The sequence below is a fragment of the Miniphocaeibacter massiliensis genome, assembly GCF_900232905.1.
GTDB classification, from domain to species: Bacteria; Bacillota; Clostridia; order Tissierellales; family Peptoniphilaceae; genus Miniphocaeibacter; species Miniphocaeibacter massiliensis.
In genome coordinates, this window is sequence record NZ_OCTQ01000002.1 from 51434 (window position 1) to 76082 (window position 24649).

Annotated in this window: 20 protein-coding genes; 6 read left to right on the top strand and 14 right to left on the bottom strand. The window is 27.4% G+C overall.

The genetic code is table 11. From position 1 onward, the window contains the following. Positions 1 to 17 precede the first annotated feature (17 nt). Both CS899_RS04295 and CS899_RS04300 read left to right on the top strand, forming a co-directional pair. The gene (locus CS899_RS04295; protein WP_100064930.1) at positions 18 to 1922 is read left to right on the top strand and encodes a MucBP domain-containing protein; all 1905 of its coding nucleotides are present in this window, start codon (positions 18 to 20) and stop codon (positions 1920 to 1922) included. Next, positions 1888 to 2406, top strand: coding sequence for a MucBP domain-containing protein (locus tag CS899_RS04300; protein WP_100064931.1), 519 nt, complete (start codon positions 1888 to 1890; stop codon positions 2404 to 2406). Before CS899_RS04295 ends, CS899_RS04300 begins: the two co-directional genes overlap by 35 nt. Here the strand turns inward: CS899_RS04300 and CS899_RS11145 are convergent. The 6 genes from CS899_RS11145 to CS899_RS04325 form a co-directional block, all read right to left on the bottom strand. Further along, positions 2322 to 2594, bottom strand: coding sequence for a cell wall-binding repeat-containing protein (locus tag CS899_RS11145; RefSeq protein ID WP_422879618.1), 273 nt, complete (start codon positions 2592 to 2594; stop codon positions 2322 to 2324). The two genes, CS899_RS04300 and CS899_RS11145, sit on opposite strands and share 85 nt — an antisense overlap. 20 nt (positions 2595 to 2614) lie before the next feature. Further along, entirely contained in the window at positions 2615 to 2878 is a 264-nt protein-coding gene (locus CS899_RS04305; protein ID WP_164995844.1) for a cell wall-binding repeat-containing protein, read from the bottom strand. 1418 nt (positions 2879 to 4296) lie between these two features. Next, positions 4297 to 5652: a DNA repair protein RadA gene (radA, locus tag CS899_RS04310; RefSeq protein ID WP_100064933.1), complete on the bottom strand. Its 1356-nt coding sequence runs from the start codon at positions 5650 to 5652 to the stop codon at positions 4297 to 4299. A gap of 63 nt (positions 5653 to 5715) precedes the next feature. Further along, complete coding sequence (locus CS899_RS04315) at positions 5716 to 6159, bottom strand: GtrA family protein (protein ID WP_207204741.1); 444 nt, start codon at positions 6157 to 6159, stop codon at positions 5716 to 5718. Beyond that, complete coding sequence (locus tag CS899_RS04320; protein WP_100064934.1) at positions 6140 to 7711, bottom strand: glucosyltransferase domain-containing protein; 1572 nt, start codon at positions 7709 to 7711, stop codon at positions 6140 to 6142. Before CS899_RS04320 ends, CS899_RS04315 begins: the two co-directional genes overlap by 20 nt. 17 nt (positions 7712 to 7728) lie before the next feature. Then, on the bottom strand, positions 7729 to 8652 hold the full coding sequence (locus CS899_RS04325) for a glycosyltransferase (RefSeq protein WP_100064935.1): 924 nt from the start codon (positions 8650 to 8652) through the stop codon (positions 7729 to 7731). Between the two features lie 172 nt (positions 8653 to 8824). On the opposite strand from CS899_RS04325, the gene CS899_RS04330 reads away from it, so the two are divergent. Next, complete coding sequence (locus tag CS899_RS04330; protein WP_100064936.1) at positions 8825 to 11431, top strand: YfhO family protein; 2607 nt, start codon at positions 8825 to 8827, stop codon at positions 11429 to 11431. Positions 11432 to 11454: 23 nt separating this feature from the next. Here CS899_RS04330 and CS899_RS04335 read toward each other — a convergent pair whose 3' ends face one another. The 7 genes from CS899_RS04335 to CS899_RS04365 form a co-directional block, all read right to left on the bottom strand. Beyond that, positions 11455 to 13896 carry an ATP-dependent Clp protease ATP-binding subunit gene (locus CS899_RS04335; protein ID WP_207204742.1) on the bottom strand — a complete coding sequence of 814 codons (2442 nt, stop codon included), beginning with the start codon at positions 13894 to 13896 and terminating at the stop codon, positions 11455 to 11457. Beyond that, the gene (locus CS899_RS04340) at positions 13897 to 14946 is read right to left on the bottom strand and encodes a protein arginine kinase (protein WP_100064937.1); all 1050 of its coding nucleotides are present in this window, start codon (positions 14944 to 14946) and stop codon (positions 13897 to 13899) included. It abuts the gene before it with no gap. Further along, positions 14927 to 15529, bottom strand: a complete 603-nt coding sequence (locus tag CS899_RS04345; protein WP_100064938.1) for a UvrB/UvrC motif-containing protein — start codon at positions 15527 to 15529, stop codon at positions 14927 to 14929. The genes CS899_RS04340 and CS899_RS04345 overlap by 20 nt, the downstream gene beginning before the upstream one ends. A gap of 10 nt (positions 15530 to 15539) precedes the next feature. After that, entirely contained in the window at positions 15540 to 16001 is a 462-nt protein-coding gene (locus CS899_RS04350; protein WP_100064939.1) for a CtsR family transcriptional regulator, read from the bottom strand. A 121-nt stretch (positions 16002 to 16122) separates the two neighbouring features. Next, the gene (gene fusA / locus CS899_RS04355; protein WP_100064940.1) at positions 16123 to 18180 is read right to left on the bottom strand and encodes an elongation factor G; all 2058 of its coding nucleotides are present in this window, start codon (positions 18178 to 18180) and stop codon (positions 16123 to 16125) included. A gap of 108 nt (positions 18181 to 18288) precedes the next feature. After that, complete coding sequence (locus CS899_RS04360; RefSeq protein WP_100064941.1) at positions 18289 to 19536, bottom strand: AI-2E family transporter; 1248 nt, start codon at positions 19534 to 19536, stop codon at positions 18289 to 18291. A gap of 94 nt (positions 19537 to 19630) precedes the next feature. Continuing rightward, positions 19631 to 20392, bottom strand: a complete 762-nt coding sequence (locus CS899_RS04365; RefSeq protein WP_100064942.1) for an IclR family transcriptional regulator — start codon at positions 20390 to 20392, stop codon at positions 19631 to 19633. A gap of 115 nt (positions 20393 to 20507) precedes the next feature. Here CS899_RS04365 and CS899_RS04370 point away from each other — a divergent pair, with 115 nt between their 5' ends. The 3 genes from CS899_RS04370 to CS899_RS04380 all read left to right on the top strand — a co-directional run bounded on the left by CS899_RS04370 (position 20508) and on the right by CS899_RS04380 (position 23399). Next, a complete protein-coding gene (locus CS899_RS04370) occupies positions 20508 to 21137 on the top strand; it encodes a bifunctional 2-keto-4-hydroxyglutarate aldolase/2-keto-3-deoxy-6-phosphogluconate aldolase (RefSeq protein ID WP_100064943.1) in 630 nt (209 codons plus the stop codon). A 13-nt stretch (positions 21138 to 21150) separates the two neighbouring features. Continuing rightward, positions 21151 to 22173, top strand: a complete 1023-nt coding sequence (locus CS899_RS04375) for a sugar kinase (protein WP_100064944.1) — start codon at positions 21151 to 21153, stop codon at positions 22171 to 22173. Positions 22174 to 22340: 167 nt separating this feature from the next. Next, positions 22341 to 23399 (top strand): FAD-binding protein, encoded by a 1059-nt coding sequence (locus CS899_RS04380; protein WP_100064945.1) that lies wholly within the window; start codon positions 22341 to 22343, stop codon positions 23397 to 23399. A 41-nt stretch (positions 23400 to 23440) separates the two neighbouring features. Here the strand turns inward: CS899_RS04380 and CS899_RS04385 are convergent, their stop codons facing one another. Further along, complete coding sequence (locus CS899_RS04385) at positions 23441 to 24619, bottom strand: NAD(P)-dependent malic enzyme (protein WP_100064946.1); 1179 nt, start codon at positions 24617 to 24619, stop codon at positions 23441 to 23443. Positions 24620 to 24649: the final 30 nt, after the last annotated feature.

Genomic DNA, 24649 nt, shown 5'->3' on the forward strand with positions numbered 1-24649 from the left:
AAGCTGAAGGTTGGTGGATGTACTATGGTAAAACTATCAATGTAAAACCTGGTAATACTTACACTGTTAATTTTACTGTACAAGGAAATCACTACTATAAGTATGGGGATTTGAATTTTGGAATTTCTAACAATACTAGTGTTATTACAACACCTGAAGGTATTATAAATGAAGCTACAAATTTAGCTAACAATTCTCAACATATTGATGCTTCTACTCAAAGTTATTCAATTAATACTAATACTTCAAGCTGTTATACTTGTAAAGTATCTCCTTATCACAATATATCTTATACATTTACTGTTGATGAGAACTACAAAGAAGATACTGTTAATTTTATAATAGAGCAATACAAAGCAAATTCTAAACTTTATCCACTTTGTTTTACTTGGAGTTATAAAATATGTAACATCATAGAGACTGAAAACTTTGGTACTGTAACTGCTAACTATATTGATGTAGATGGAAATAAAATAGCAGATTCTGTTACTACAAAAGGAAAAGTTGGAACTCAATACACTACTGAACAGAAAGAAATACCAGGATATACATTTGTAAAAACTACTGATGATGATACTTCTGGTGAATATAATGGTAGCAAAACTGTTAATTGCATTTATAAAAAAATAACTACTAGTACTCTCACTGTTAAGTATGTTAATTTAAATGGTGTTAATATTATTGCTCCAGTAGTAACAACTGGTAATGTTGGTGACTCTTATACTACTGTCCAACGTAACTTCCCAAAATGGAATTTCAGAAGAGTTGAAGGAAATCCTGTATCAGGTACATTTGGAGAAAAAGATTTAGAAGTTAGATATGTATATGAGAAAAAAAGCAGCACTGTAACTACTAAATACGTTGACGAAAATTACAAAGAAATCGCTTATTCAGTTGTTCATAATGGTAAAGTTGATACTAACTATACTACAGAGCAAAAAGCTATAGATGGATACGAGTTCTTAAGAGTTGAAGGAGTAGCTGCTTCTGGTAAATTTACTGTTAACCCTCAAACTGTAATTTATGTTTATAAATCTACAGCTGTTAAGGAATCCACTGTTACTTTTAAATATTTAGATGTTAATGGTAAACAATTGGCTGATCCTGTAGTTGAAACTGGTAAAGTTGGTGATGCTTACTATAGTAAAGTGAAAGCTATACCTAACTATATACTTAAGGTAGTTCCTGAAAATACAAATGGAGTATTTCAAGACAAAGATATTGAAGTAGTATATATTTACGAAGAATGTATACAAGCTATAGGAAAAGTAACTGTTAAATACTTAGATGTTAATGGTAAACAATTAGTTGAACCTGTAGTTAAAACTGGTAAAGTCGGTACTCAATATACTACTGAAGCTGTAGCTATAAACAACTATATTCTTAAAGTAGTTCCTGAAAATGTACATGGATACTTTACTAATAGTGATATAGAAGTTGTATATGTGTATGAAAAATGCGCAGCTTGTAAAGGTACAGTTACAATTAATTATTTAGATGTTAATGGTAATAAAATTGTTCCATCAGACATATTAGCTAGTGAAGTTGGAGACTCATATTTTGCCCCAACTAAGCCAATTGAAAAATATGTATTAGTAAAATCTCCAACCAATTATTATGGTAAATTTATTAATGGAAATATTACAGTAGATTTTATATATGAACTATGTAACAATAAAGGTGAATTAATTGTACAACATTTACTACATAATGAAGATGGAACTACTTCTAAACTTGCTGAAAATGAAACTTTCTATGGTGGTCTAGGCACAGTATACTCTGATAATGTTAAATCTAAAGCAGATGATAAATATAAATTAGTTGATAGGACAGGAGATAGTCCTCAAGAGAAATTCTTACAAGGTACTGTAACTGTAACTTTATACTATGAAGAAATCCAAGAAGTTAAGGAAGGAAGGTAAAGTTATTATTTATGGTAAGGATGAAAATGGAAAAATAATATATACTGGAAACACTTTAACTGGTAAAGTTGGCGAAAATTATACAACAACTGCCCCTCAAATTAACGGGTATAAATTAGATGAAAGTAAACTTCCAGAAAATTCTGCAGGTACTTTTTTAGACGGAACTATAGAAGTATTTTATTACTATACACCAGAATCTGGAATAAATGATCAAATAATAACTATTCGTATTATAAACGAAGAAACTGGAGAAGTAATAGCCACGCCTGAAGTTTATTACATTACTCCTGGAGAATATTTTAATCATCCTATAGAAGTTGATAAACCTTATGCTATAATGGATATAAAGTTTGATGTTGATAATCCTGATGGATATTTTCTTGACTATGACAGTGATTATGTTCCTGGAGAGAGGACTGGTAGAGTATTTGGTGCAGGTATTCCTAATGTAAAAATTGTTGTAAATGTTAAAGTTTTATAATAAATAAAAAGCCTCTTTAGAAAGAGCCTCTTTTTTGATAATATTATAGGAGATTTGTTTTTTAAGCCTATATGCAGCTGATAAAGCATCTGGGTAGTCAAAAATTTATTAGCATTTGAATAGACGCTCTTAGCTATTTTTATAGACGTTGAGTAACGATCTGCTCCAAAAATTCTATCTACTTTCATAGATTTTTTAAGTTTATCTTCTATTTTTTAGATACTGCCACTTCTCCACCACCTATTATTACCTTTTCAACTTTCCAATCTTTTAAAGATTTTTCTACACTTTCTTTCAAGTTAGTTGGTTCTGTAAGTAATATAGGCATATTTCCCTCTACTCTTAAATTTGTCATAGCTATTGTATCTGGGAAGTTTATTCCAGCTACTAATATTGCAGTTACTTTGTTTCCAGAAATATTCCTAACTTCTTTTCCAATTGCTATTATAGTTTCATATCTAGTTGCTCCCACTAATATTTTAACATTATTATTTCCAAGTTTGGATTTTAATTCATTCTCTATATTTCTAGATATTGTTGCTTCTCCACAAATTATAGTTATATTCTTAGTACCATAAATAAGTAGTAATACTTAAAAGATAATATCTCTATTATCCTATTAAATTATTCAAAAGTATAATTTGACAATAAACTACTTAATGCTATAAAAAGTAATCTTTCTAATGAATTGTATTATTACTTAATAAATTATTAAAAATATATAATATTAAAACAACATTATGATTTATATAAAGTAAATACTAAACTAATTTTATAACTATTATTTTATATTTTTGAAAAAAATATTTTATTTTAATTTCATTAAAATTTTTCACAAACTTATTATTAATATTATTGTAGAGTTTATATCTAATTTATTTTTACAACTAATACTTCTTTTATTTTTTAATAGATCCTTATTTTGGAAAAATCGGCATGTTTTTAAAATCTTCCAATTCTATAATTTCAATTTCCATATCCTCCCTTGGATTATTGAATTTGACACCAAGTATAGCTATATAATACACATATACAAAACTTATGAGCATAATATGATATATAATTTTTTCTCCTAATAAATATATTAAACTTAGCACTATTACTAAAACTAATAATAATATTATTCGTTTTAATTTATTCATTTATTTTAGAAATAAACTTTTTGTTTATCAATATATACAAACTTAATAAAATTATAGAAACAAAAATAATTGTATTGATAATTTTAGGAACTATTCCCAGAAACTTTTCAGATTCTTTGGTAAAAAAATAAAAAAATCAAATATTCATACTCTTGATAAGTTTGAAATTTCCATGATTTTTATATTTCCAAATTTATTCATATTTTTATAATGTGTTATATTAATATCTAAAATATTAACAGCAAGTTTGCTTATTATTATATATATTGCTATAAACAAAAGAACTATACATATGCTCTTAAAAGTCTTTTTTAAAAATTTTTTAAAGCTACTATTTTCTAAAACTAGATATATTATTTTAAAAATATAAATATGTTGGAAATACTACAGTTATAGAAGAAATAAAAAATATTTATATTACTTTAAATTTAAAATATTTCAACAATCAAAATATTTATTATACTTAGTGATAATACTACTATCAATCAATTTATCCATAGCAAAGTATAATTTGAAAATATCCCACTTAAAATTCCCAAAAACCATCTTCCTGATGTAAATGTATCATTTACACAAAAATAGTTAGTAATTGTATCATGATTTAATAAATCATTTAAATACATATATGAATGAACTAAAATTCCTATTGTAAAAGTAGAAAAAAGTTTATTTTACATTTCCTATCTATATTTTTTAAATATGATACTATTTTGATATTTTCAATTAAACTATAATACATGTTTTTTAGTTAAAATATTTTATTAATAACTTCTTGCAAAGTTTCACATTGCACCACTTCTATATTATTGATGTCTTTTAAAGTTGTATTATTAAATGTAAACACTCTTTTATACCCTAATCTAGATAACTCCTCTATCCTATTTTCTATTTGAGGTACCTTCTTTAATTCACCTGTTAGTCCTACTTCCGCTATAAATACCGTTTTATTATCTATTCCCTTGTTTTTGTAAGCTGATATTATACTCATAATTATCGCTAAATTCACTGACTGTTCAGATAATTTTATTCCACCTGTTGTTTTTATTATTACATTTTTATCATATAAATTAGTATTACCTCTTTCTTCAAGAATAGAAATTAATGTATTCAGCTGATCTTTCCTTAAACTATCTCCTATTCTAGTTGGATATGGTAAAAATGATTTTGATACTAAACTTTCTATCTCTACTACCATCATTCTAGAACCTTCTTTAATCATTGACAAAGCTGAACCTGGGACTAAATTTTCTCTTTCTGTCACAAAATGGTTTGATATATTATCTATTTCTTTAATTCCATTTTCTCTCATTTCAAATAAACCTATTTCTCCAATTCTACCAAACCTATTCTTAGTTGACATTAGTACTCTTAAACTTTCATCAACCTCACCCTCTAAGTATATAACTGTATCCACTAGGTGTTCTAAAGTTCTAAGTCCTGCCATCTCGTCAGATTTTGTCATGTGTCCTATCATAAATACAGCCTTAGGATTATCTTTGTTTTTGGCAATATCGACTAATGTATTTGCACATTCTACTGTTTGAACAGGAGAACCTGCTCTAGATGTATACTCACTTAAAGTAAATGTTTGAATACTATCTAAAAAAATAATATCTGGATTTATATTTTTTATATTTTCTATTGCTAAATCCATTGATGTCGTCGAAACTATCCAAATATTATTTGGTATATTTTGCATAGTTCTTATTGCTCTTGATTTTATTTGAGATTCAGACTCTTCACCTGAAATATATAAAACTTTAATTCCTTTACTAGCTAAGTCATAAGACATTTCCAAAAATAAAGTAGACTTCCCAGCGCCTGGTCTAGCTGTTAATATAGTAACTGAATCTCTTACTATACCTCCACCTAAAACTCTATTTAACTCGCCAATTGAAGTTACTATTCTCTCACTACTATCAATTTTAACGTCTTTTAATTTTGTCGCTTCTTTTTTACTTAAATTTTTTTTATTTTTTCCCTTACTATCTGATACTTCTATCTCTTTCAAAGATCCCCATGAACTACAGTTTGGGCATTTGCCTGTCCAAGAAACTGTTTCATAGTTGCATTCTTTACATCTATAAATAACTTTATTTTTCATAATTCTATTCTCCAGTCATATTTCTAATAAAAAAGTAGATATGTAAACATATCTACAAATTATTTAACTATTATTTTCTTTATTTCTAAAAACAAAATATTTGCTAAAAAAATAATTTACTATAACTACTACTATGCCTATTATTAACTTTGCAAATAAACCTTCTACTCCAAAAATAACTTGATTTAGTCCCAAAGCCATTAAAATTGGTAGACCAGCAATCTCAAATACACCTGTTATTAATCGACCACCTACAAATAAACTTAGTTCTTTAATAACTAAATTAAATTTTAATTCTCTACTATTAAAAACATATATTTTATTGGTTATATATGCAAACAACACAGCTGATATCCATGCTATTATATTAGCAATATTTATATTCATTCTTAAGTATTTTACTAAAATACTATACACTAGTAAATTGACTATTGTAGTAAAAATACCCATTATAATATATATTATTATATTTTTATATTCCTTAAGCTTATCTATTATAATAATCACTAACCCTCACTACTAATACACCATCTATTTTTTTTATGCATCCTTCTTCTGGAAAGGAAGGCATATCTATAAATTCTTGACATCCTCTAAGATATTTTTCCTTTGTTGCTCCTGGATACTTCAAATTTACACCTAATATATTTCTTATATACTCACTATAATGTTCACTAGAGTAAAAGAAATTGTAATCTCCTATCATGAATAAACCTGTGAATCCATCTAATTCCATATATTCTTTTTTCTTAGTCGGACTATGCACTTTATCTACCCTGTTACCTATTATTATTGCTTCATCTTCTTCATAATTAAAATCTTCTACATCGTCTATCTTACTAACTATCCTGCTAGTAAATGAATACATATTCTTATTTTTTATATCAATAGCAGTATAACATTTGTTTGCAAAAATCCCCCAAGAAATTGATACTATGAAAATTGCTATAATGAAAATATTATTCATAATTGTTGATTTTCCATATATATTATTTTTCATTCCAAACTCTAGCATTATTATAGCTATATAATATGCACATACAAAACTTATCAACATTATATGATGTATTTCACCTTTACCTAATACATATATAAAACTAAGAACTATAGGAGATATGAGCAATATCACTAATAATAAAATCTTACTATTCTTTGACAATATTTTTCTGTTAAAAAATATTTTTAATGCAATAAATATAACTGAGATTAACAAAAATAAATTCATTACTAATGATAATATCCCTAAGTATTTTTTAGTATATATACTAAAAAATTTGAAAAATTCTATTGCTCCTATTTTCAGCAAGTAAGGTACCTTTAATATATCAATATTACCTAGAGTATTTATATTTTTATAATCTGTTAACTGTATATTTAAAACAGAAACTATTACTTTATTTATTACTATATATCCTACTAGTGCAGCCAAAGTTATTAAGGCATACTTTAAAGTTTTTACTATAACTTCTTTTAAACTTTTGTTATTTAGTACATGTCTTAATATTTTTACAAAATATAAAGATACTGCAAAAAATATATTAATTTGATAACTTCCTGTCGCCAATATTAACAATATAACACCTAAAATCCAACCATATTTAAACCTATCTGTTATAAATACTGCAAAAACTGTAATCAAATTTGCTACTAAATAAGCATCTGAAACAAAAATAAATAAATTTATTGCTGTTATACTAGGAAAAGATGCTGTTATCAATGATATTAAAACTACATTTAGGATATTATCTATTTCATAAATATTTATTATCAAACATGTAATAAGACTAAGGCATACTAATACTACCATTCCATTTACCCAAGGTACTGTGTAATTAGAGAATAGCTTCCCTAAAACACCTAAAAACCATCTTCCTGAAGTAAAAGTATCTTCCAAATTATAAAAATTTCTTATTGTGTCATGATTTAAAAAAATATTTGTATACATATAAATATGCACAAATAAGCCAATAATAAAAGTAGTAATAAAGCTAACTTTATACTTCCTGTTTATATTCTTAAAAATTGACGCTACTTTAAAGTTTATTAAACTTTTTTCCATTTATATTTAAAACCTTTCTAAATATTTATAAATTTTTCTACTATATATCTATTTCTATCTTTAACTTCATCATATATTGCACCTATATATGTTCCTATTATCCCTAAGCTTAACATAACTATTGATCCTATTATTAATTGAAGAAGTATTATTGTAGTAAATCCTCCTAAAGCTTGATGTGTAAAATAATTATATAGTGAATGAATTCCAAATATGATTGTAAAAACAAAAAATATTGTACCCAAGAAAGTAACAATATGTAAAGGTGCTGTTGTAAATGAAACTATGTTAGTTATTGCATATTTTATCAAACTCATTGTTGACCATTTACTTTCCCCATGTGCTCTCTCTTGAACTTCATATCCTATCGTTACAGTTTTAAAGCCTACCCAAGCTGACATAGCCCTAAAAAACATATTTTTTTCTGGTAACTCAATTATTGCATCTACTGCTTTTCTATCCAATAACTTGAAATCTGATGTTTTTTCCATATCTATTTTAGTTGCAGAACTCATCAATTTGTAAAATAATTTAGAAAAATTTTTATATAGCTTATTTTCCTTACCCCTATCTAGTTTAATTCCCTCTATTACATCATATCCATCTTCCCAAAGTCTATACATCTCTACAAGTGTTTCTGGAGGATGTTGTAAATCACTATCAATAACAGAACAACAATTCCCTTTAGATTCCTTAAGTCCTGCAAAAACCGCTGCTTCTTTTCCAAAATTTCTTGAAAATTTTATTCCCTTTATATTAACATTATCTTTAGAAATTTTTTCAATATTTTCCCAAGTTTTATCTTTTGAACCATCATCGACAAATATTATCTCATAATTTATACCATTTAACATCATTATTTCGTTTATTTTTTTATGTATTAATTCAACATTACTCTCTTCATTAAATGCCGGAATAATTATAGACATTATCTTTTCCATCTTAATTCACCGCCCTTATTTTTAATCATATACATTTATTATAGAATAATATCAAAAATAATACAAAATAATATTATACTACAGATATATATAATGTATACTTGTTAGTAACTTTCTTTTGTATTATAATTGTTTAGATGTTCAAAACCACTTAATTTTATGGAGGATTATTATGGAAAAATTAAAAAATTTTTTCAAAAGTAAATATATATATATATTATCTTTTATTTTACCACTTGCTATTTTAGCATTTATTTTTTCAAGAAAAGGAGTATTTCCTTTTGGAGATAACCAAATTATCATTCAGGATGGAGTTCATCAATATTTCCCCTTTTTAAAAGAATTACATAGAAAACTTTTATCTGGAGATAATATATTATTTTCTTGGAATTTAGGTTCTGGTTTTCCTTACTATAATATATTTGCATATTATACAGCAAGTCCCCTAAACTTACTCTTATATTTTATACCTGAAGATTTTACAATACATTTTTATTATATTATAACTTTGGTTAAAATTTCATTGGCTTCATTGACCATGTCTTTTTATTTAAAAAAATCAAACGAAAAAATTAAAAATCCATTGTCAATTGTAATTTTTGCTCTATGTTATTCTTTAAGTGCTTTTATAGCTGGCTATTATTGGAACATAATGTGGTTAGATGCTTTTTATATGCTTCCTTTAATAATACTTGGTGTTGATAATTTAATTAGACATAAAAAATTCAACTTATATATTTTGTCTTTAGCTTATGCTATTATATCTAATTATTACATGGGAATGATACTATGTATGTTTATAGTAGTGTACTTTATTGCAAAAAACATTATCTACAGTACTGATGTAAAAACTTTTTTAAAAAATACATTGCACATATTTGTATGCTCATTAGTAGCCTGTCTAATTGCTAGTATAATACTTATACCACTATCGTCAAGCATGAATGTAAAAAAATATTATGACTATGGTTTTGATGTAATATTACAAAAATTAACAGTTGATTTTAAATTAGTTTTAAGCAGACTATTGTTCTACAATAGTCCAAGTATAGTTATAGAAAACTACCCAAATATATATCTTGGATTATTAAATATACCATTACTAATATTTTATTTTATATCTAAAAAAACACCATTAAAAACTAGACTAGTGAATTTAGCATTTATATCTTTTCTACTGCTTAGCTTTTCAACTGGTATTTTAAATTATATTTGGAATGGTTTTAGAGTTCCTAATGGAATTCCTTTTAGATTTGCATTTGTTTTTATTTTTAGTTTAATTGTACTATCATTTAAGGGTTATCAAATATTTATTGAAAATATTAATATTAAAAATATACTTACTTTATCAATTGGTTTCGCTTTAAGTGTATTTTTAGTATTATATAGCAATAATTTCACTTATAATTTGATTGTTAAATATAATTTAATATTGCTTTTTATTTATTTTATTTTATTATTTGCCTATAAATATGAGCTGTCAAAATACTTGGTGTATGGACTTGTCATGGTTGAACTTACTTTGAATTTTAACAATTATGTTAATCAAATAGGAGTAACAAACTATACAGAATACACAAAAAATCATTCTGATTTTAAAGAATTACAAAAAAATATTGTTCAAGATAGTTTCTTTAGAGAGGATTTTGCACATTGGAATACAGATGATGATTCTGCACTACTTGGATATAAAGGAATTTCTCTTTTTTCTTCCGATATGAATAGAAATTGGATTATGTTTGGTGAATATATAGGTTTCTCCTCACATTTACGAAATAACAAGTCAATTTATGCTGACAATACTCCAATACTTAATTCACTTTTTAATTTGAAATATATCTATTCACAAGATAAAGATGATAAAAAAGACACTTTTAAACATATTATTGATAAAACTGACAACTTGTCTCTATATGAAAATTCCTACCCAATATCTATTGGATATAAAGTAAAAGACTACCTTCCTCTAGATAAATTAAAAAATAAGTCAGTTTTTGAAAACCAAAATAAATTTTTATCTCTTACTACCGGTAAAGATAACGAATATTTATCAATCCTTCCTTCATTTGAAGAAAATTTTGAAAATATTGAAATTGAAAAAGATAATCTTATTTATAAGTATAAGTTACAAGATGTGAATAAAGAAGGTAATTTTGAATTTAAATATAAGGTTCCAAAAGATGGAAAAGTATTTATATATGGATTAACTCCTACAGTTCCTCTACCTGACAGATATACTTATGAGCGAAATGTATCTGTTCGTACTAGTGATTCATCTACAACCTATAATTTTATACGTAGTTCTATCTACGATTTAGGAAATTATAAAGCTGGCGAAATTATAACTGTATCTGCTCCTCTGCAAAAAAATATTGCTAAAGATTATTTCAATATTCAACTTGCTACTATGAATGAACCTATGATTAAATCTGCTCTAGAATCATTAGATAATAACAAGTTAAATGTTACTAGTTATACAAGTAACTCTTTATCAGGAACTATTGAAGCTAAAAAGGATGAAATACTATTTGCATCTATTGTTGACTACAATGGATGGGAAGTATATATAAATGGAGAGAAAAAAGAAAAAGAATTATTGTATGATACTTTTGTTGGAGTTAGATTAGAAGATGGAACTAATAATATACAATTCAAATATATTCCTAAAAACTTCTATTTAGGAATAGCTATGTCCCTCTTTGGAATTTCTGCATTGGTTTTTAAAAATAAAAATAATATTAAAAATTTAATTCATAAAAACAAAAAGATTGAATCTTAAGATTCAATCTTTTTGTTTTTAATCTATACTTCTAATTTTTCTGTCTCTTTCTTTTTAAAAGTAACTTTACTTCCTCTTGTTGAAATTGAAATATTATCATCTCTTTCAACTTCTCCAGACAGTATAGCTTCTGCTAATTTATCTTCTATCTTACTTCTTATAATTCTTTCTAAAGGTCTTGCTCCATAAGTCTTATCAAAACCTTCACTACTTACAAAATTAACTAATTTATTATCATAGGTTACTTTAATATCAAGTTTCTTTAATCTATCCACCATTTCATCTAACATTATTTTAGCGACCTTTTTAATATCTTTTTCTGTTAAGTTGCTAAATACTACGATGTCATCTACTCTGTTTAAAAATTCAGGTCTAAATGTTCTTTTTAATTCTTCTAATATTATTTCTTTATTTCTTTCATATTCTTCTTTTTCAATATCTTGCCCTGATGAAAACCCCAAATTATTTTTCTTTTCAAGACTATGTGCTCCAACATTTGATGTCATTATTAAAATTGTATTTTTAAAATTTACTACTTTCCCTTTTGAATCTGTAAGTCTTCCATCATCTAGCACTTGTAATAAAGCATTGAATACATCTGGATGAGCTTTTTCTATTTCGTCAAACAAAATAACTGAATAAGGCTTTCTTCTAACAGCTTCTGTTAATTGTCCACCCTCATCGTATCCTACATATCCTGGAGGTGAGCCTATTAACCTTGAAACTGAATGTTTTTCCATATATTCACTCATGTCTATCCTTATCATTGAATCTTCATCGCCAAATAGCTCTTTTGCCAGTGACTTAGCTAAATATGTCTTACCTACTCCTGTAGGTCCCACAAATATAAATGAACCTATTGGCTTATTTGGATCTTTCAGTCCAACTCTTGCTCTTTTAATAGCATGTGAAATAGAATCAACAGCTTGATCTTGACCAATTACATGTTTCTTTAAATTTTCGTTTAAATACAAGTATTTCTCTGTTTCTTCCTTAGTCATTGAAGTTACTGGTACATTTGACCATTCAGACACAATTTTTGCTATATCTTCATAATTGACTATCATTTCATGGGTTCTTTTTTTCATTTTCCATGACTCTTGAACATTTGCTAATTCTTCTTTTACTTCTTTTATTTTATCTCTTAATTCTGCTGCTTTTTCAAAATCTTGTGTAGCAATTGCTTGCTCTTTTTTTGTTTGCAGCTTTTCTAATTTTTCTTCACGATCTTTTAAATCTGGCGGTGCTATATAAAATTTTATTCTTATTTTGGAAGCTGCCTCATCTATTAAATCTATCGCTTTATCTGGTAGATACCTATCTGTTAAATATCTGTCCGATAATTCTGATGCTGCAACTATGGCTTCATCTGTAATAGCCACTTTATGATGTGCTTCATATTTATCTCTTATTCCTTTTAATATTTGAATAGTATCCTTTACAGAAGGTTCTTCTACTGTTATTGGTTGAAGACGTCTTTCAAGTGCAGCATCTTTTTCTATTTGTTTCCTATATTCGTCAATAGTTGTAGCTCCTATTATTTGCAACTCTCCTCTTGCTAATACTGGTTTTAATATGTTTGCTGCATCCATAGCACCTTCTGCTCCACCAGCACCTATTATTGTATGAAACTCATCTATAAATAATACTACGTTATCTTGTTTTATAAGCTCGTCAATAACGCCTTTTATTCTCTCTTCAAAGTCCCCACGATATTTTGTACCTGCTATCATACCAGCTAAGTCTAAACTTACTATTCTCTTATCTTTTATTATTTCAGGAACATTTCCTTCTACAATTTTTTGTGCCAGTCCTTCAGCTATAGCAGTTTTACCTACTCCTGGTTCTCCTATTAAAACAGGATTATTTTTAGTTCTTCTCAATAAAACTTGAATAATTCTTTCTATTTCTTTTTCTCTTCCAATTACAGGATCAATTTTACCTTCTTCTGCTAGTTGATTTAAATCTTTTGCAAATTTATCCAATACTGAATCTTTATTTACTTTATGACTTTGCTTATTTGCGTTATTACTTGCTGCAGATGAAAAATATTCACTTAATTCTTTTTTTATCTTATCTTTATTTACATTCGTAGAGTTTAACATATATCCTGAAAAAGAATCATCATCTTCCAATAACGCCAGTAAAATATGTTCTGTGCCTATAAAGTTACTCCCTAAGTCTCTTGCTACTTCTCTACTTTTTTCCATTAACCTTTTTACTCTTGGAGTTAAATTTTCTGGTGGTTTTATACCATTACCATATCCTATGCTATTTATTACAACTTGCTTAAGGTTGTCATAATTTGCACCTGCTTCCATTAACATTTGAGTATCTTTACTATTTAGCTTCATAAAACCAAGTAAAATATGCTCTGTTCCTATATAATCATGTTTCATCATAAAACTTTCATTTGATGAAAGCTTTAAAAGAGTATCAACATTCCCCATATTTTTATTATTCATCTATATCTCCTCCTTTTCGAAGAAATTTCTTATATAATTAGCTCTTAATACATCTTCATCCTTAAAAGAATGTAAATAATATTTATATTTTAGTATATTATATTTTTGTACAGATAACATTAAGTTTGTTATCTGTACAAAATTTAATTTATCATATAAGCCTAAACTTACTCCCATTCTTAAATATGACAAATTCTCTAGTGCTTCATTTGAATTTATTATTCTTGAATATTTTAATACACCTAATGACCTGTAAATTTTATCTTTTATAAAATCAGATTTTTTTTCTAGTAAAGTTTTGCGTGAATTTCTTTCATTATCAATTATTCTACAAGTAACATTTTCTAGTTTGTCTATTACTTCTTGCTCTGTAAAACCTAATGTTTTTTGATTTGATATTTGAAACATATCCCCTAAAGCTCTACTACCTTCTCCATAAACACCTCTAATTGTTAAACCAAGTTTTCCTAAAGAATCCATAACACCTTGTAAATAATTAGACATCTTTAGTGCTGGTAAATGTAACATTATAGATGCTCTCATACCTGTTCCAGTATTAGTTGGACAAGCTGTTAAGTACCCAAAATCTCTGTCAAATGCAAAATCTAAATACTTTTCTAGTTTTAAATCTATTTCATTTGACATATCATAAGCCTTATATAAATCAAATCCTGGTAGAATTACTTGTAATCTCAAGTGATCTTCTTCATTTATCATTAAATTTATAGTATTATCCTTATTTATAATATAGTAAGAAATATCTTTATTATTAATGAGTTCAGGACTTACCAAATGCTCTTCTATTAATACTCTTCTATCTATACTATCAATATCTTTCATTGAAACTACACTAAAATCATTATCTATATCAATAATTTCTATAGCTTTTTTAAATCTATCTGCAACTTCTTGAGCTTCTTTGTAATCTATATTATTTGTAAATTTAAACTTAATTAAATTTCTCGCAAGCCTTATTCTAGAGCTAATTATAACATCATCATAATCTGTATCTTTTTTTAGCTCTAGCCATCTAACCATTGATTTGTCCATCTACATCATCTAAATTAGTTTTCAATTCTTTAATCTCATCTCTAATTAAAGCTGCTTTCTCGTAATCTTCGTTCATAATTGAATCTTTTAATTCTTCTTCTTTTTTCTCTATTTCTTTTTTTATTATAATCAAACCTTCATATTTTTCTGGAACTTTACCTTTGTGTTCTAAGATTCCTTGTGTTTGATTTAATATTTCTCCAATTTCAGATTTAAAGTCCTCATAACATTGGCTACATCCAAGTTTTCCTGTTTTTATTATTTCTGACAAAGATACTCCACAATTAGAACATATTTTTTTATCTTTTTGTTCTGTTAATTTAGTATCTTCTTTCGAATTTCCATTAGAATTTACTACCTTATCAAACCCTAAGCCTATGTTTTTATCTAAAATAGATCCTATTAAATCGCTTAAAATATCTTGAAAATGTTTGAAATTTTCTTCTCCAATTTCTCCAAACCCAGAAAAATCTTCCATATATTTCATATAACAATCTTTACATAATCTTACTGTTTTTTTTCCATTATTACCTATTAAATGCATTTCGAAATTAGCTTCATTATTACATTTATCGCATTTCATAATTTACCTCCTATCGAAGAAATGCCAACAACATATTTCTTAATATATCTGCTCTTACTATATTCCTGTAATCTATATTCACATTAGCAAGGGCAACATCTTCTATTGAATGTAATATAAGTTGACCTTCTCTCTTATTTATTACCCCATCTTCATATAAGCTATTTACAATATCGTAAGCCATATCCTTTGTTATACTATTTTTTATTACTTCATTTATTATCCTGCTAATAGAAGATTCATTTGAAAAAGTAAGTTTCATTATTTTAATATATCCACTTCCACCTCTTCTACTCTCTATATAGTACCCTTTATAGGGAGTAAATCTCGTAGTGAGTACATAATTTATTTGAGAAGGAGCACAATTAAATTGGCTTGCTAAATCGTTCCTTCCTATTTCAACTATGCCATCTTCTGCTTGAGATATTAATTCTTTAATGAATCTTTCTATACTATTACTTAAACCTGCCATAATTCACCCTCTACTTTGACTATCTTTGACTAAGTAGATATAAACATCCATCTACATATAGATTATAGCACTAACTATTTATATTTGCAATTAATAAAAAAGAGAGATTTCTCTCTCTTTTTTATTCTACATATGATTCTGCAATTATTTTTTCTACTATATTTGTTGGAACTTCATCATATCTAACAAACTCCATTTTAAAATCTCCCTTAGCTTGAGTCATAGATCTTAAATCTATAGAATATTCAAATAATTCTGCATGGGGAGCTTCTGCAATAACTAATTGGCTTCCATCTTCTTGTGGTTCCATTCCAAGTATTCTTCCTCTACGTTTGTTCATATCTCCCATAATATCACCCATATATTCATCAGGAATTGTAACTTCAACTTTCATTATAGGTTCTAGTAGTATAGGACTAGCTTCTTTAATTCCCTTTCTAAAGGCTAATTGGGCTGCTAATTTAAATGCCATTTCATTTGAATCAACTGGATGATATGATCCATCATATAATGTCGCTTTTATGTTAACTACCGGATATCCAGCCAAAGGACCTTTTTCTAAAGACTCTAATAACCCTTTTTCTACAGCAGGAAAATAATTTTTTGGAACTGAACCACCAAATACTTCTTCGTCAAATTCAAAATCTTCTGTCGATGGCTCAAATTTTATAAACACATCTCCATATTGTCCAGCTCCACCAGATTGTTTCTTATGCTTTCCTTGAACATCCGATTTTCCTTTTATAGTTTCTCTATAAGCAATTCTAAGAGGTATTATTTCAGTTTCCACACCAAACTCATCTTTTAATCTTTCTAAGACTATTTGTAGCTGAACATTACCTTGCCCTCCTATTGTTAATTGTTTAGTTTCTTGATTTCTATTTGTAATAATACTTGGATCTTCTTCTTGTAATCTATTTAATGCTTGAGATATTTTATCTTCATCACCTTTACTCTTAGGTTCTATCGCTATATATAATGTTGGTTCTGGATATTTTATAGGTTTAAATAATGTAGGATTTGATTTTGAAGCCAAAGTATCTCCTGTTTGTGTAAATGCTAATTTAGATATAGCTCCAATATCACCTGCAACTATTTCTTTTGCTTCAATTTGTTCTTTTCCTCTTAGATAAAAAAGTCCACCCAGTTTTTCTACTTTTTCTTTTGTAACATTATATATTTCTGCATCTCTTGTAACTTTTCCAGAAATAACCTTAAAAACAGATATTTTACCTACAAATGGATCTACTATAGTTTTAAATATAACTGCTGCCATTGGTGCATCAACTGAAACTTCTCTAAACTCATCGTCTTGATGTCTAAATCCATATTTTGCTCTTTCATCATCTGGAGATGGCATATATTCTTGAACAATATCCATTAAAATATCAAGACCTACTCCTGTTGAGGCAGAACCTGCCACTAATGGTACTGCTGTACCTTCTAAAAGAGCAGCTGTTATACCTTTCATTAAATCTTCATGTGTAAATTCTTCACCTGAAAAATATTTATCCATCAATTCTTCATCAGTCTCTGCTACTACTTCTGCTATTTCATTATAAACCACTTCTACTTCATCTACTCTGTTTTCAGGTATAGGTACTTCTTTTCTATTAAATCCATCATACTCATATGCTTTTTTGTTTAAAACATCTATAAGTCCTTTAAAATCTTCCCCTTCTCCTAATGTCAAAGTAAATGGTATTACTTTTTTCGAATATTCTATGTGTAAATCAGATACTATTTTTGCAAATTTTGCATTTTCTTTTTCCATTTTATTCACAAAAATAATTCTAGGTAGTTCAATATTTTTTGTATAGTTTAAAACTTTTTCAGTTCCTACTTGTATGCCATTAGCTGCATCAATTACTATTAAAGCCGCTTCACTAGCTCTTAATGCTGAAAAAACTTCACCTTTAAAATCAAAATATCCTGGAGTATCTATAAAATTAACTTTTATGTCTTTCCACTCTATAGGTACAATAGATGTGTTAATTGAAATTCCTCTTTTGATCTCCTCTTTTGAAAAATCAGAAACAGTATTTCCATCTTCAGTTTTACCCATTCTATTAGTAACTCCTGTATTAAACAGCATAGATTCAGTAATAGTAGTTTTACCACTTCCGCTATGCCCTACTAAGGCTAAGTTTCTAATTTTATCTGTTGTGTAAGCTTTCATTTAATTCCTCCTCATTTTAATATAATAATTCTGTTTTAATTATAACATGAAAACATTTTTTTCGTATATAAAAAGTGAAAGTTATAATTAACTCTCACTTTTTATATACTACTTTTTATTTTTATCATTTATATCTAAAATCTTGTCATCTATTTCTTCATTATTCCTTGATTTTAATTCATTTTCTTCAATTTTATATTGATTTGTATCAACTGGTAGTCCTTTTTTTGTCAACATATATTCAGAAATTTCTTTAACAATTTGATATATTACTACAAAAATCGGAACTCCAACTACCATTCCTACAATTCCGAATAAGCTACCTCCTACAAGAATAGCTGCTAATACCCAAAAAGATGATATCCCTAATTTTTCACTTTGTACTCTAGGTCTTACTAAATTTTCTTCTATTTGTTGAGCTGCTAATATTATCAAAATAAATATTAACGCTTTGTTGAAATCTTGAACAGATATCATTAAAAATACTGGTGCAGAACCTATCCAAGGTCCAATTATTGGTATTAAGTCAGTTATAGCTATAATGAATCCCATAGCAACTGCACCTTTTACACCTAAAATTGCTAATGCTATTGTAACAAGCACTCCTAGTATTGAAACTACTATAAGCTGACCTCCAATATACCCTTTCATAGTAACATTTATTTTTTGTGCAATTTTTATGGAATTTCCAGCCAATCTTTTAGGTACAAAAGAATATATCATTTTTTTAGACATCGCTATAAATCTCTCTTTGTCTATTAAAAAATAAATAGAAATTATAAAGCCAACAAACCAGTTTATTGTTGTTGTAACTACTCCAGTAGCTACATTTCCAAGCCAAGGTAAAATTCCCTTCATAAAGTTTGTCACGTAATCTACTACACCCTCAATCTTCGTGGTCAAAAATTCTATTATACCTTTATTTATTTTCAAATCCTTGAAAAATGACTCTAATTTATTGTAGTTTGCTGTTGTGAAAAATGAACTGGCATTATCTATAAGGGTTCCTATTGCATCATATAATTGAGGTATAAGCATACTAAAGAAAAGGATTATAAATAATATAAATAAAATATATGTTAAAACCATAGAAATTTTTCTTTTATTATTTTTTTTAAATTTCTCAAATATTTTTAATTTGCCAAGTTTGTTTTCTAAAAAAGTAAGTGGCATATTTAACAAAAACGCAAAAACTCCTCCAATTATAAATGGGTAAAACACCCTCATAATTATTCCTACATTTTCTTTAAAATCGTCAATTCTATATATAAAAAAGAAAAATAAAATAGAAATAAATATAACTATTATTGAATAAATCGCCTTAGTTCTATCTTTTTCATTCCAATTAATTTTCATCAATCCCTCCTAAGTAATAATTTATACTTTGTATACAATTTCTATTCTAACATATAACTATGTTTTGAAAAATAATACTCTAGTATTATTTTTATTAGATTTTATATCCTAGTTCTTCTGATATTTTTTTCGAATAATATTTTACATTCTCAGCTATTTCATTAATTCTACTATCAATAATTCTATTCGAAGGACCTGATACACTAATGGCTCCTTCAACATTTCCATTTATATTGAAAATAGGAGAACCTATGCATCTTACTCCTTCTTCGTGCTCTTCATTGTCTTCTGCAAATCCCAGTCTTTTTATTTTTACTAACTCTTCTAAAAAGTCTTCATAGTCTATAATTGTTGTAGGTGTAAATTTTTTTATATTTGAACTATTCCATACTTTCTCAATATCAGTTTCATTAGAATACGCAAGTATAGCTTTTCCAACTGACGAGCAATATAGTGGAGTTCTACTTCCAATAGTTGAATACATTCTTATTGTATTTTTACTCTCTACTTTATCAACATAAACTACATCATTTTTATCTCTAATTACCAAGTGCACAACTTCTCCTACTTTATTCATCAATTCTTCAACATATGGTCTAGCGACTCTTACTAAATCTATATTCTCTAGTTTTTTCATACCTAATTCATATAATTTAAAAGTAATATTATACTTACTAGTTGCTTCGTCTTGAACAACATAACCTTTTTGTATCAATGAGTATAATAATCTATGAACTGTACTCTTATGAAGCTTTGTTTCTTCTGTTATTTCCTTTATCGTTATTCCTTCTATGCTATTTGCAACAACTTCTAAGATATTGAATACCCTATCAATTGATTGTACTATTTCTGCCACCTTTTATCTCCTTTTACCTTGATTTTAATATAAAAATATCTTATACTTAGTTTAACAGGTTTCATATTGCAAATCAACGTTTCATAATATGAAACTAATATTCAGGAGGAAGCTAATGCGAAAATTTGAAATTATTCAAAGGATAGAAAAAGTAGGTGTAGTTGCAGTAATTAGAGCTTCAAATAGTGAAGAAGCAAAAAGAATTGCTCTTGCTTGTATGAACGGTGGAGTAGATGCTATAGAAATTACATATACTGTACCTGGTGCAAATAAAGTAATAGAAGATTTAACTAATGAATTTGGTGATAATTTACTAGTAGGGGCTGGTACTGTTTTAGATAGCGAAACAGCCAGAGCAGCTATTTTATCTGGAGCTAAATATGTTGTTAGTCCAGCATTTGATTTAGATACTGCTAAATTATGTAATAGGTATCAAATTCCATATATGCCTGGTTGTATGACTATAACAGAAATTATAACTGCTATGGAAGCTGGTGCAGATATTATTAAAGTTTTCCCAGGAAGTGCTTTTGGTCCAAACTTTATAAAAGCAATTAAAGGCCCACTACCTCAAGCTATATTAATGCCTACTGGTGGAGTTAGTTTAGAAAACGTTGATAAATGGATTAAAAACGGCTGTGTAGCAGTTGGTGTTGGTGGTAATTTAACCAAAGGTTCAAGTGAAGATATGACAAATGCTGCAAAAGAATTTGTTGAAAAAGTAAAAGAAGCTAGAAAAAAATAATTGGAGGTAAATAATGGCAAAAATTGTTACTTTAGGAGAAATAATGTTAAGATTATCTACTCCTGGATATAAAAGATTTGTACAATCTGAATCATTTGATGTAAATTACGGTGGTGGTGAAGCTAATGTTGCCGTTTCTTTAGCAAATTATGGTCATGATGCTTATTTTGCATCAAAGTTACCAAATAATCCAATAGGTCAAGCTGCTATAAATAGTTTAAGAAGATATGGTGTTCATACAGATTATATTGCTAGAGGTGGAAATAGAGTTGGTATATATTTTTTAGAAACAGGTGCTTCTATGAGGCCTTCAAAAGTAGTATATGATAGAGCTAATTCATCCATTAGTGAAGCTACTATAAATGATTTTAATTTTAATGAAATATTTAAAGGTGCTAAATGGTTCCATTTTTCAGGAATTACTCCAGCTCTTAGTGAAGAAGCTGCTATATTAACAGAAGCTGCTTGTAAAGCTGCAAAAGCTAATGGTGTTACCGTTTCTGTAGATTTAAACTACAGAAAAAATCTATGGTCTCCTGAAGAAGCTCAAAAAGTTATGACTAATTTAATGCAGTATGTTGATGTTTGTATTGGAAATGAAGAAGATGCTGAACTTACACTAGGTTTTAAACCTGGCGATACAAATGTTACAACTGGTGAACTAGAGTTAAGTGGATATCAAAATATTTTTAAACAAATGATAGATAAGTTCGGTTTCAAATTAGTAGTAAGTTCTTTAAGAGAATCCTATTCTGCTTCTGATAATGGATGGTCAGCTTGTGCATATGATGGTAATGAATTCTATAGAACTAAGAGATATGATGTAAGAATCGTAGATAGAGTTGGTGGAGGAGATTCTTTTGCTTCTGGAACTATACATGGATTATTAGAAGGTAAAAATTTTAAAGATGCTCTAGAATTCGGTGTAGCTGCTTCAGCATTAAAGCATACAATAAACGGAGACTTTAATTTAGTTACTGCAGATGAAGTTGAAACCTTAGTTGGTGGAGATGCTTCTGGAAGAGTACAAAGATAATTTAAAATTCCAAAAATAATACAAATAAATTTTCAGACTAATGTTTGGAAAAGAAAAAGAAGAAAGCAATGCTTTCTTCTTTTTCTTTTTTACTAATTAATAAATTTTGAATCATATATAATATCTGATAATATTATATAATAAAGTTTTAACCTTAGGAGAAAATTATGTATGATGTAGTTATAATAGGTGGTGGACCTGCTGGATCTACTTTAGCTAGAGAATTACCTAAAACCTTAAAAATTGCTATAATAGACAAAAAAATTATAAATGATAAAAATAGTACTACTAGTTTTAAAAAATGCTGTGGAGGACTACTTGCACCTGATGCTCAAGAAAATCTTGCAAAATTTGGTTATGGATTTCCAAAAGAAATTTTAGTTAATCCTCAAATATTCGCTGTAGAAACTATAGATTTAAAAGAAAATATAACTAGATTTTATCAACGTTCATATTTAAATTTTAATAGACATTATTTTGATTTATGGCTTATGTCTTTAATACCAAATAATGTTGATGTAATAGATAATTCCAGAGTTACTTCTCTTATTAAAAATAAAGATAGTTTTTTAATTAGTTATATAGAAAACGGTGCTGAAAAAACTATTGCTTCAAAATATATAGTTGGTGCTGAAGGTGCTAATTCTATTGTTAGAAAAACTTTTTTTAAAACATCAATAAGACAGTACATAGCTATACAAAAAAGTTATATTGCTAAAGACAAAACTCCATACTATATTTGTTTTTTTGATAATAGCATAACTGATTGTTATGGTTGGATAAATGTAAAAGATGATTTAATTCAATTAGGGGTCGCTCTACCTAAAAAACATTCTAGAGAAAACTTTGATAAAATAGAAGATATTTTTATAAAAAGAGGTTTTCCTTTTGAAAACCCTATACATACCGAATCCTGTCTTGTTAATCGTCCTAAATCACTCAAAGAATTAGAAATTGGAAGAGAAAATATATTTTTAATTGGAGAAGCTGCTGGTTTCATATCTACAAGTTCCCTTGAAGGAATTAGCTTTGCAATGGAATCTGCTTATAGGCTAGCTAAATCTTTTACGCAAAGTGAAGATGTTTATACTAATTATAGGAAAAATGTTCGAAAACTCAAATTAAAAGTATTAAAAAAATTAATTAAAACTCCCTTTATTTACAACCCATTTTTAAGAAAATTAATTATGAAAAGTGGAGTTACATCTTTAAAATTATATAAATAAACAAAAAATCATTTAATTAAAATTAAATGATTTTTTGTTTTCTATTCTCTTGTAATACCTAATTCTTTAGCTTTTTTTGCAACTTCTATTGAAACTGTTTCTGCTACTCTTTCATCGAATGCCGAAGGAATTATATAATCTTCTTTTAATTCTTCGTCAGATACAAGCTTTGAAATTCCTATCGCTGCTGCCATTTTCATTTCTTCCGTAATTTTTTTAGACTTAGATTCTAAAGCCCCTTTAAATAACCCTGGAAAAGCTAATACATTATTTATTTGATTTGGAAAATCTGATCTTCCTGTACCCACTACCCTTGCACCAGCTTCAATAGATTCTTCATATGAAATCTCTGGTTCTGGGTTAGCCATAGCAAAAACTATTGAATTTTCGTTCATAGAAGCAACCATCTCTTTATCTATAACCTTTGGCCCACTAACACCTATAAATAAGTCGGATTTTGCCATAGCTTCTTTCAATGATATTTTCTCTTTATTTGCATTTGTTATTTCAGCAATTTCTTTCTGTACAAAATTATATTCATCAATATCATCTTTATTTAAAACACCTTTTCTATTAAATGCGTAAATATTTTTTACTCCTAGTTGTTTTATCATTTTAATAATAGAAAATCCTGCTGCTCCTGTTCCAGAAACTACAGCTGTTATATCTTCTGCTTTTTTATTTACTATTTTTAATGAATTTATAAGTGCAGCTGTAACGACAATTGCGGTGCCATGTTGATCATCATGAAAAACTGGTATCTCTAACTCCTCTATTAATGCTCTTTCTATTTCTACACATCTTGGAGCAGAAATATCTTCTAAGTTAATTCCTCCATAAGTAGGAGCAATGGCTTTAACTATATTTATAATTTCTTTTGGATCTTTAGTATCTAAAACAACAGGTACAGCATTAACATTTGCAAATTTTTTAAATAACGCACACTTTCCTTCCATTACTGGAAGAGACGCTTCTGGACCAATGTCTCCTAAACCAAGCACTGCTGTTCCATCAGATATTACTGCTACAATATTACCTTTCCATGTATATTTATAAGCATTTTCTTTATCCTTTGCTATTTCTCTGCAAGGCTCTGCTACTCCTGGAGTATATGCTATTGATAAGTCTTCCTTATTCTCTAGTTTAGCTTTTAACTCTACAGATAGTTTGCCCTTCCACTCTTCATGTTTTTTTAGTGCTTCCTCATATATATTTGACATTAAATCCCCCCTATTACTATAATTTATAAT

Excerpts from the sequence above, each read along its gene's own strand:
- CS899_RS04340 (WP_100064937.1), bottom strand. The coding sequence starts at position 14,946 with ATGGACAAATCAATGGTTAGATGGCTAGAGCTAAAAAAAGATACAGAT.
- CS899_RS04350 (WP_100064939.1), bottom strand. The coding sequence starts at position 16,001 with ATGGCAGGTTTAAGTAATAGTATAGAAAGATTCATTAAAGAATTAATA.
- CS899_RS11145 (WP_422879618.1), bottom strand. The coding sequence starts at position 2,594 with ATGAAAGTAGATAGAATTTTTGGAGCAGATCGTTACTCAACGTCTATA.
- CS899_RS04370 (WP_100064943.1), top strand. The coding sequence starts at position 20,508 with ATGCGAAAATTTGAAATTATTCAAAGGATAGAAAAAGTAGGTGTAGTT.
- radA (WP_100064933.1), bottom strand. The coding sequence starts at position 5,652 with ATGAAAAATAAAGTTATTTATAGATGTAAAGAATGCAACTATGAAACA.
- CS899_RS04360 (WP_100064941.1), bottom strand. The coding sequence starts at position 19,536 with ATGAAAATTAATTGGAATGAAAAAGATAGAACTAAGGCGATTTATTCA.
- CS899_RS04300 (WP_100064931.1), top strand. The coding sequence starts at position 1,888 with ATGAAGAAATCCAAGAAGTTAAGGAAGGAAGGTAAAGTTATTATTTAT.
- CS899_RS04385 (WP_100064946.1), bottom strand. The coding sequence starts at position 24,619 with ATGTCAAATATATATGAGGAAGCACTAAAAAAACATGAAGAGTGGAAG.
- CS899_RS04380 (WP_100064945.1), top strand. The coding sequence starts at position 22,341 with ATGTATGATGTAGTTATAATAGGTGGTGGACCTGCTGGATCTACTTTA.
- CS899_RS04375 (WP_100064944.1), top strand. The coding sequence starts at position 21,151 with ATGGCAAAAATTGTTACTTTAGGAGAAATAATGTTAAGATTATCTACT.
- CS899_RS04295 (WP_100064930.1), top strand. The coding sequence starts at position 18 with ATGTACTATGGTAAAACTATCAATGTAAAACCTGGTAATACTTACACT.
- CS899_RS04345 (WP_100064938.1), bottom strand. The coding sequence starts at position 15,529 with ATGAAATGCGATAAATGTAATAATGAAGCTAATTTCGAAATGCATTTA.
- fusA (WP_100064940.1), bottom strand. The coding sequence starts at position 18,180 with ATGAAAGCTTACACAACAGATAAAATTAGAAACTTAGCCTTAGTAGGG.
- CS899_RS04325 (WP_100064935.1), bottom strand. The coding sequence starts at position 8,652 with ATGGAAAAGATAATGTCTATAATTATTCCGGCATTTAATGAAGAGAGT.
- CS899_RS04330 (WP_100064936.1), top strand. The coding sequence starts at position 8,825 with ATGGAAAAATTAAAAAATTTTTTCAAAAGTAAATATATATATATATTA.
- CS899_RS04320 (WP_100064934.1), bottom strand. The coding sequence starts at position 7,711 with ATGGAAAAAAGTTTAATAAACTTTAAAGTAGCGTCAATTTTTAAGAAT.
- CS899_RS04335 (WP_207204742.1), bottom strand. The coding sequence starts at position 13,896 with ATGAATAATAAAAATATGGGGAATGTTGATACTCTTTTAAAGCTTTCA.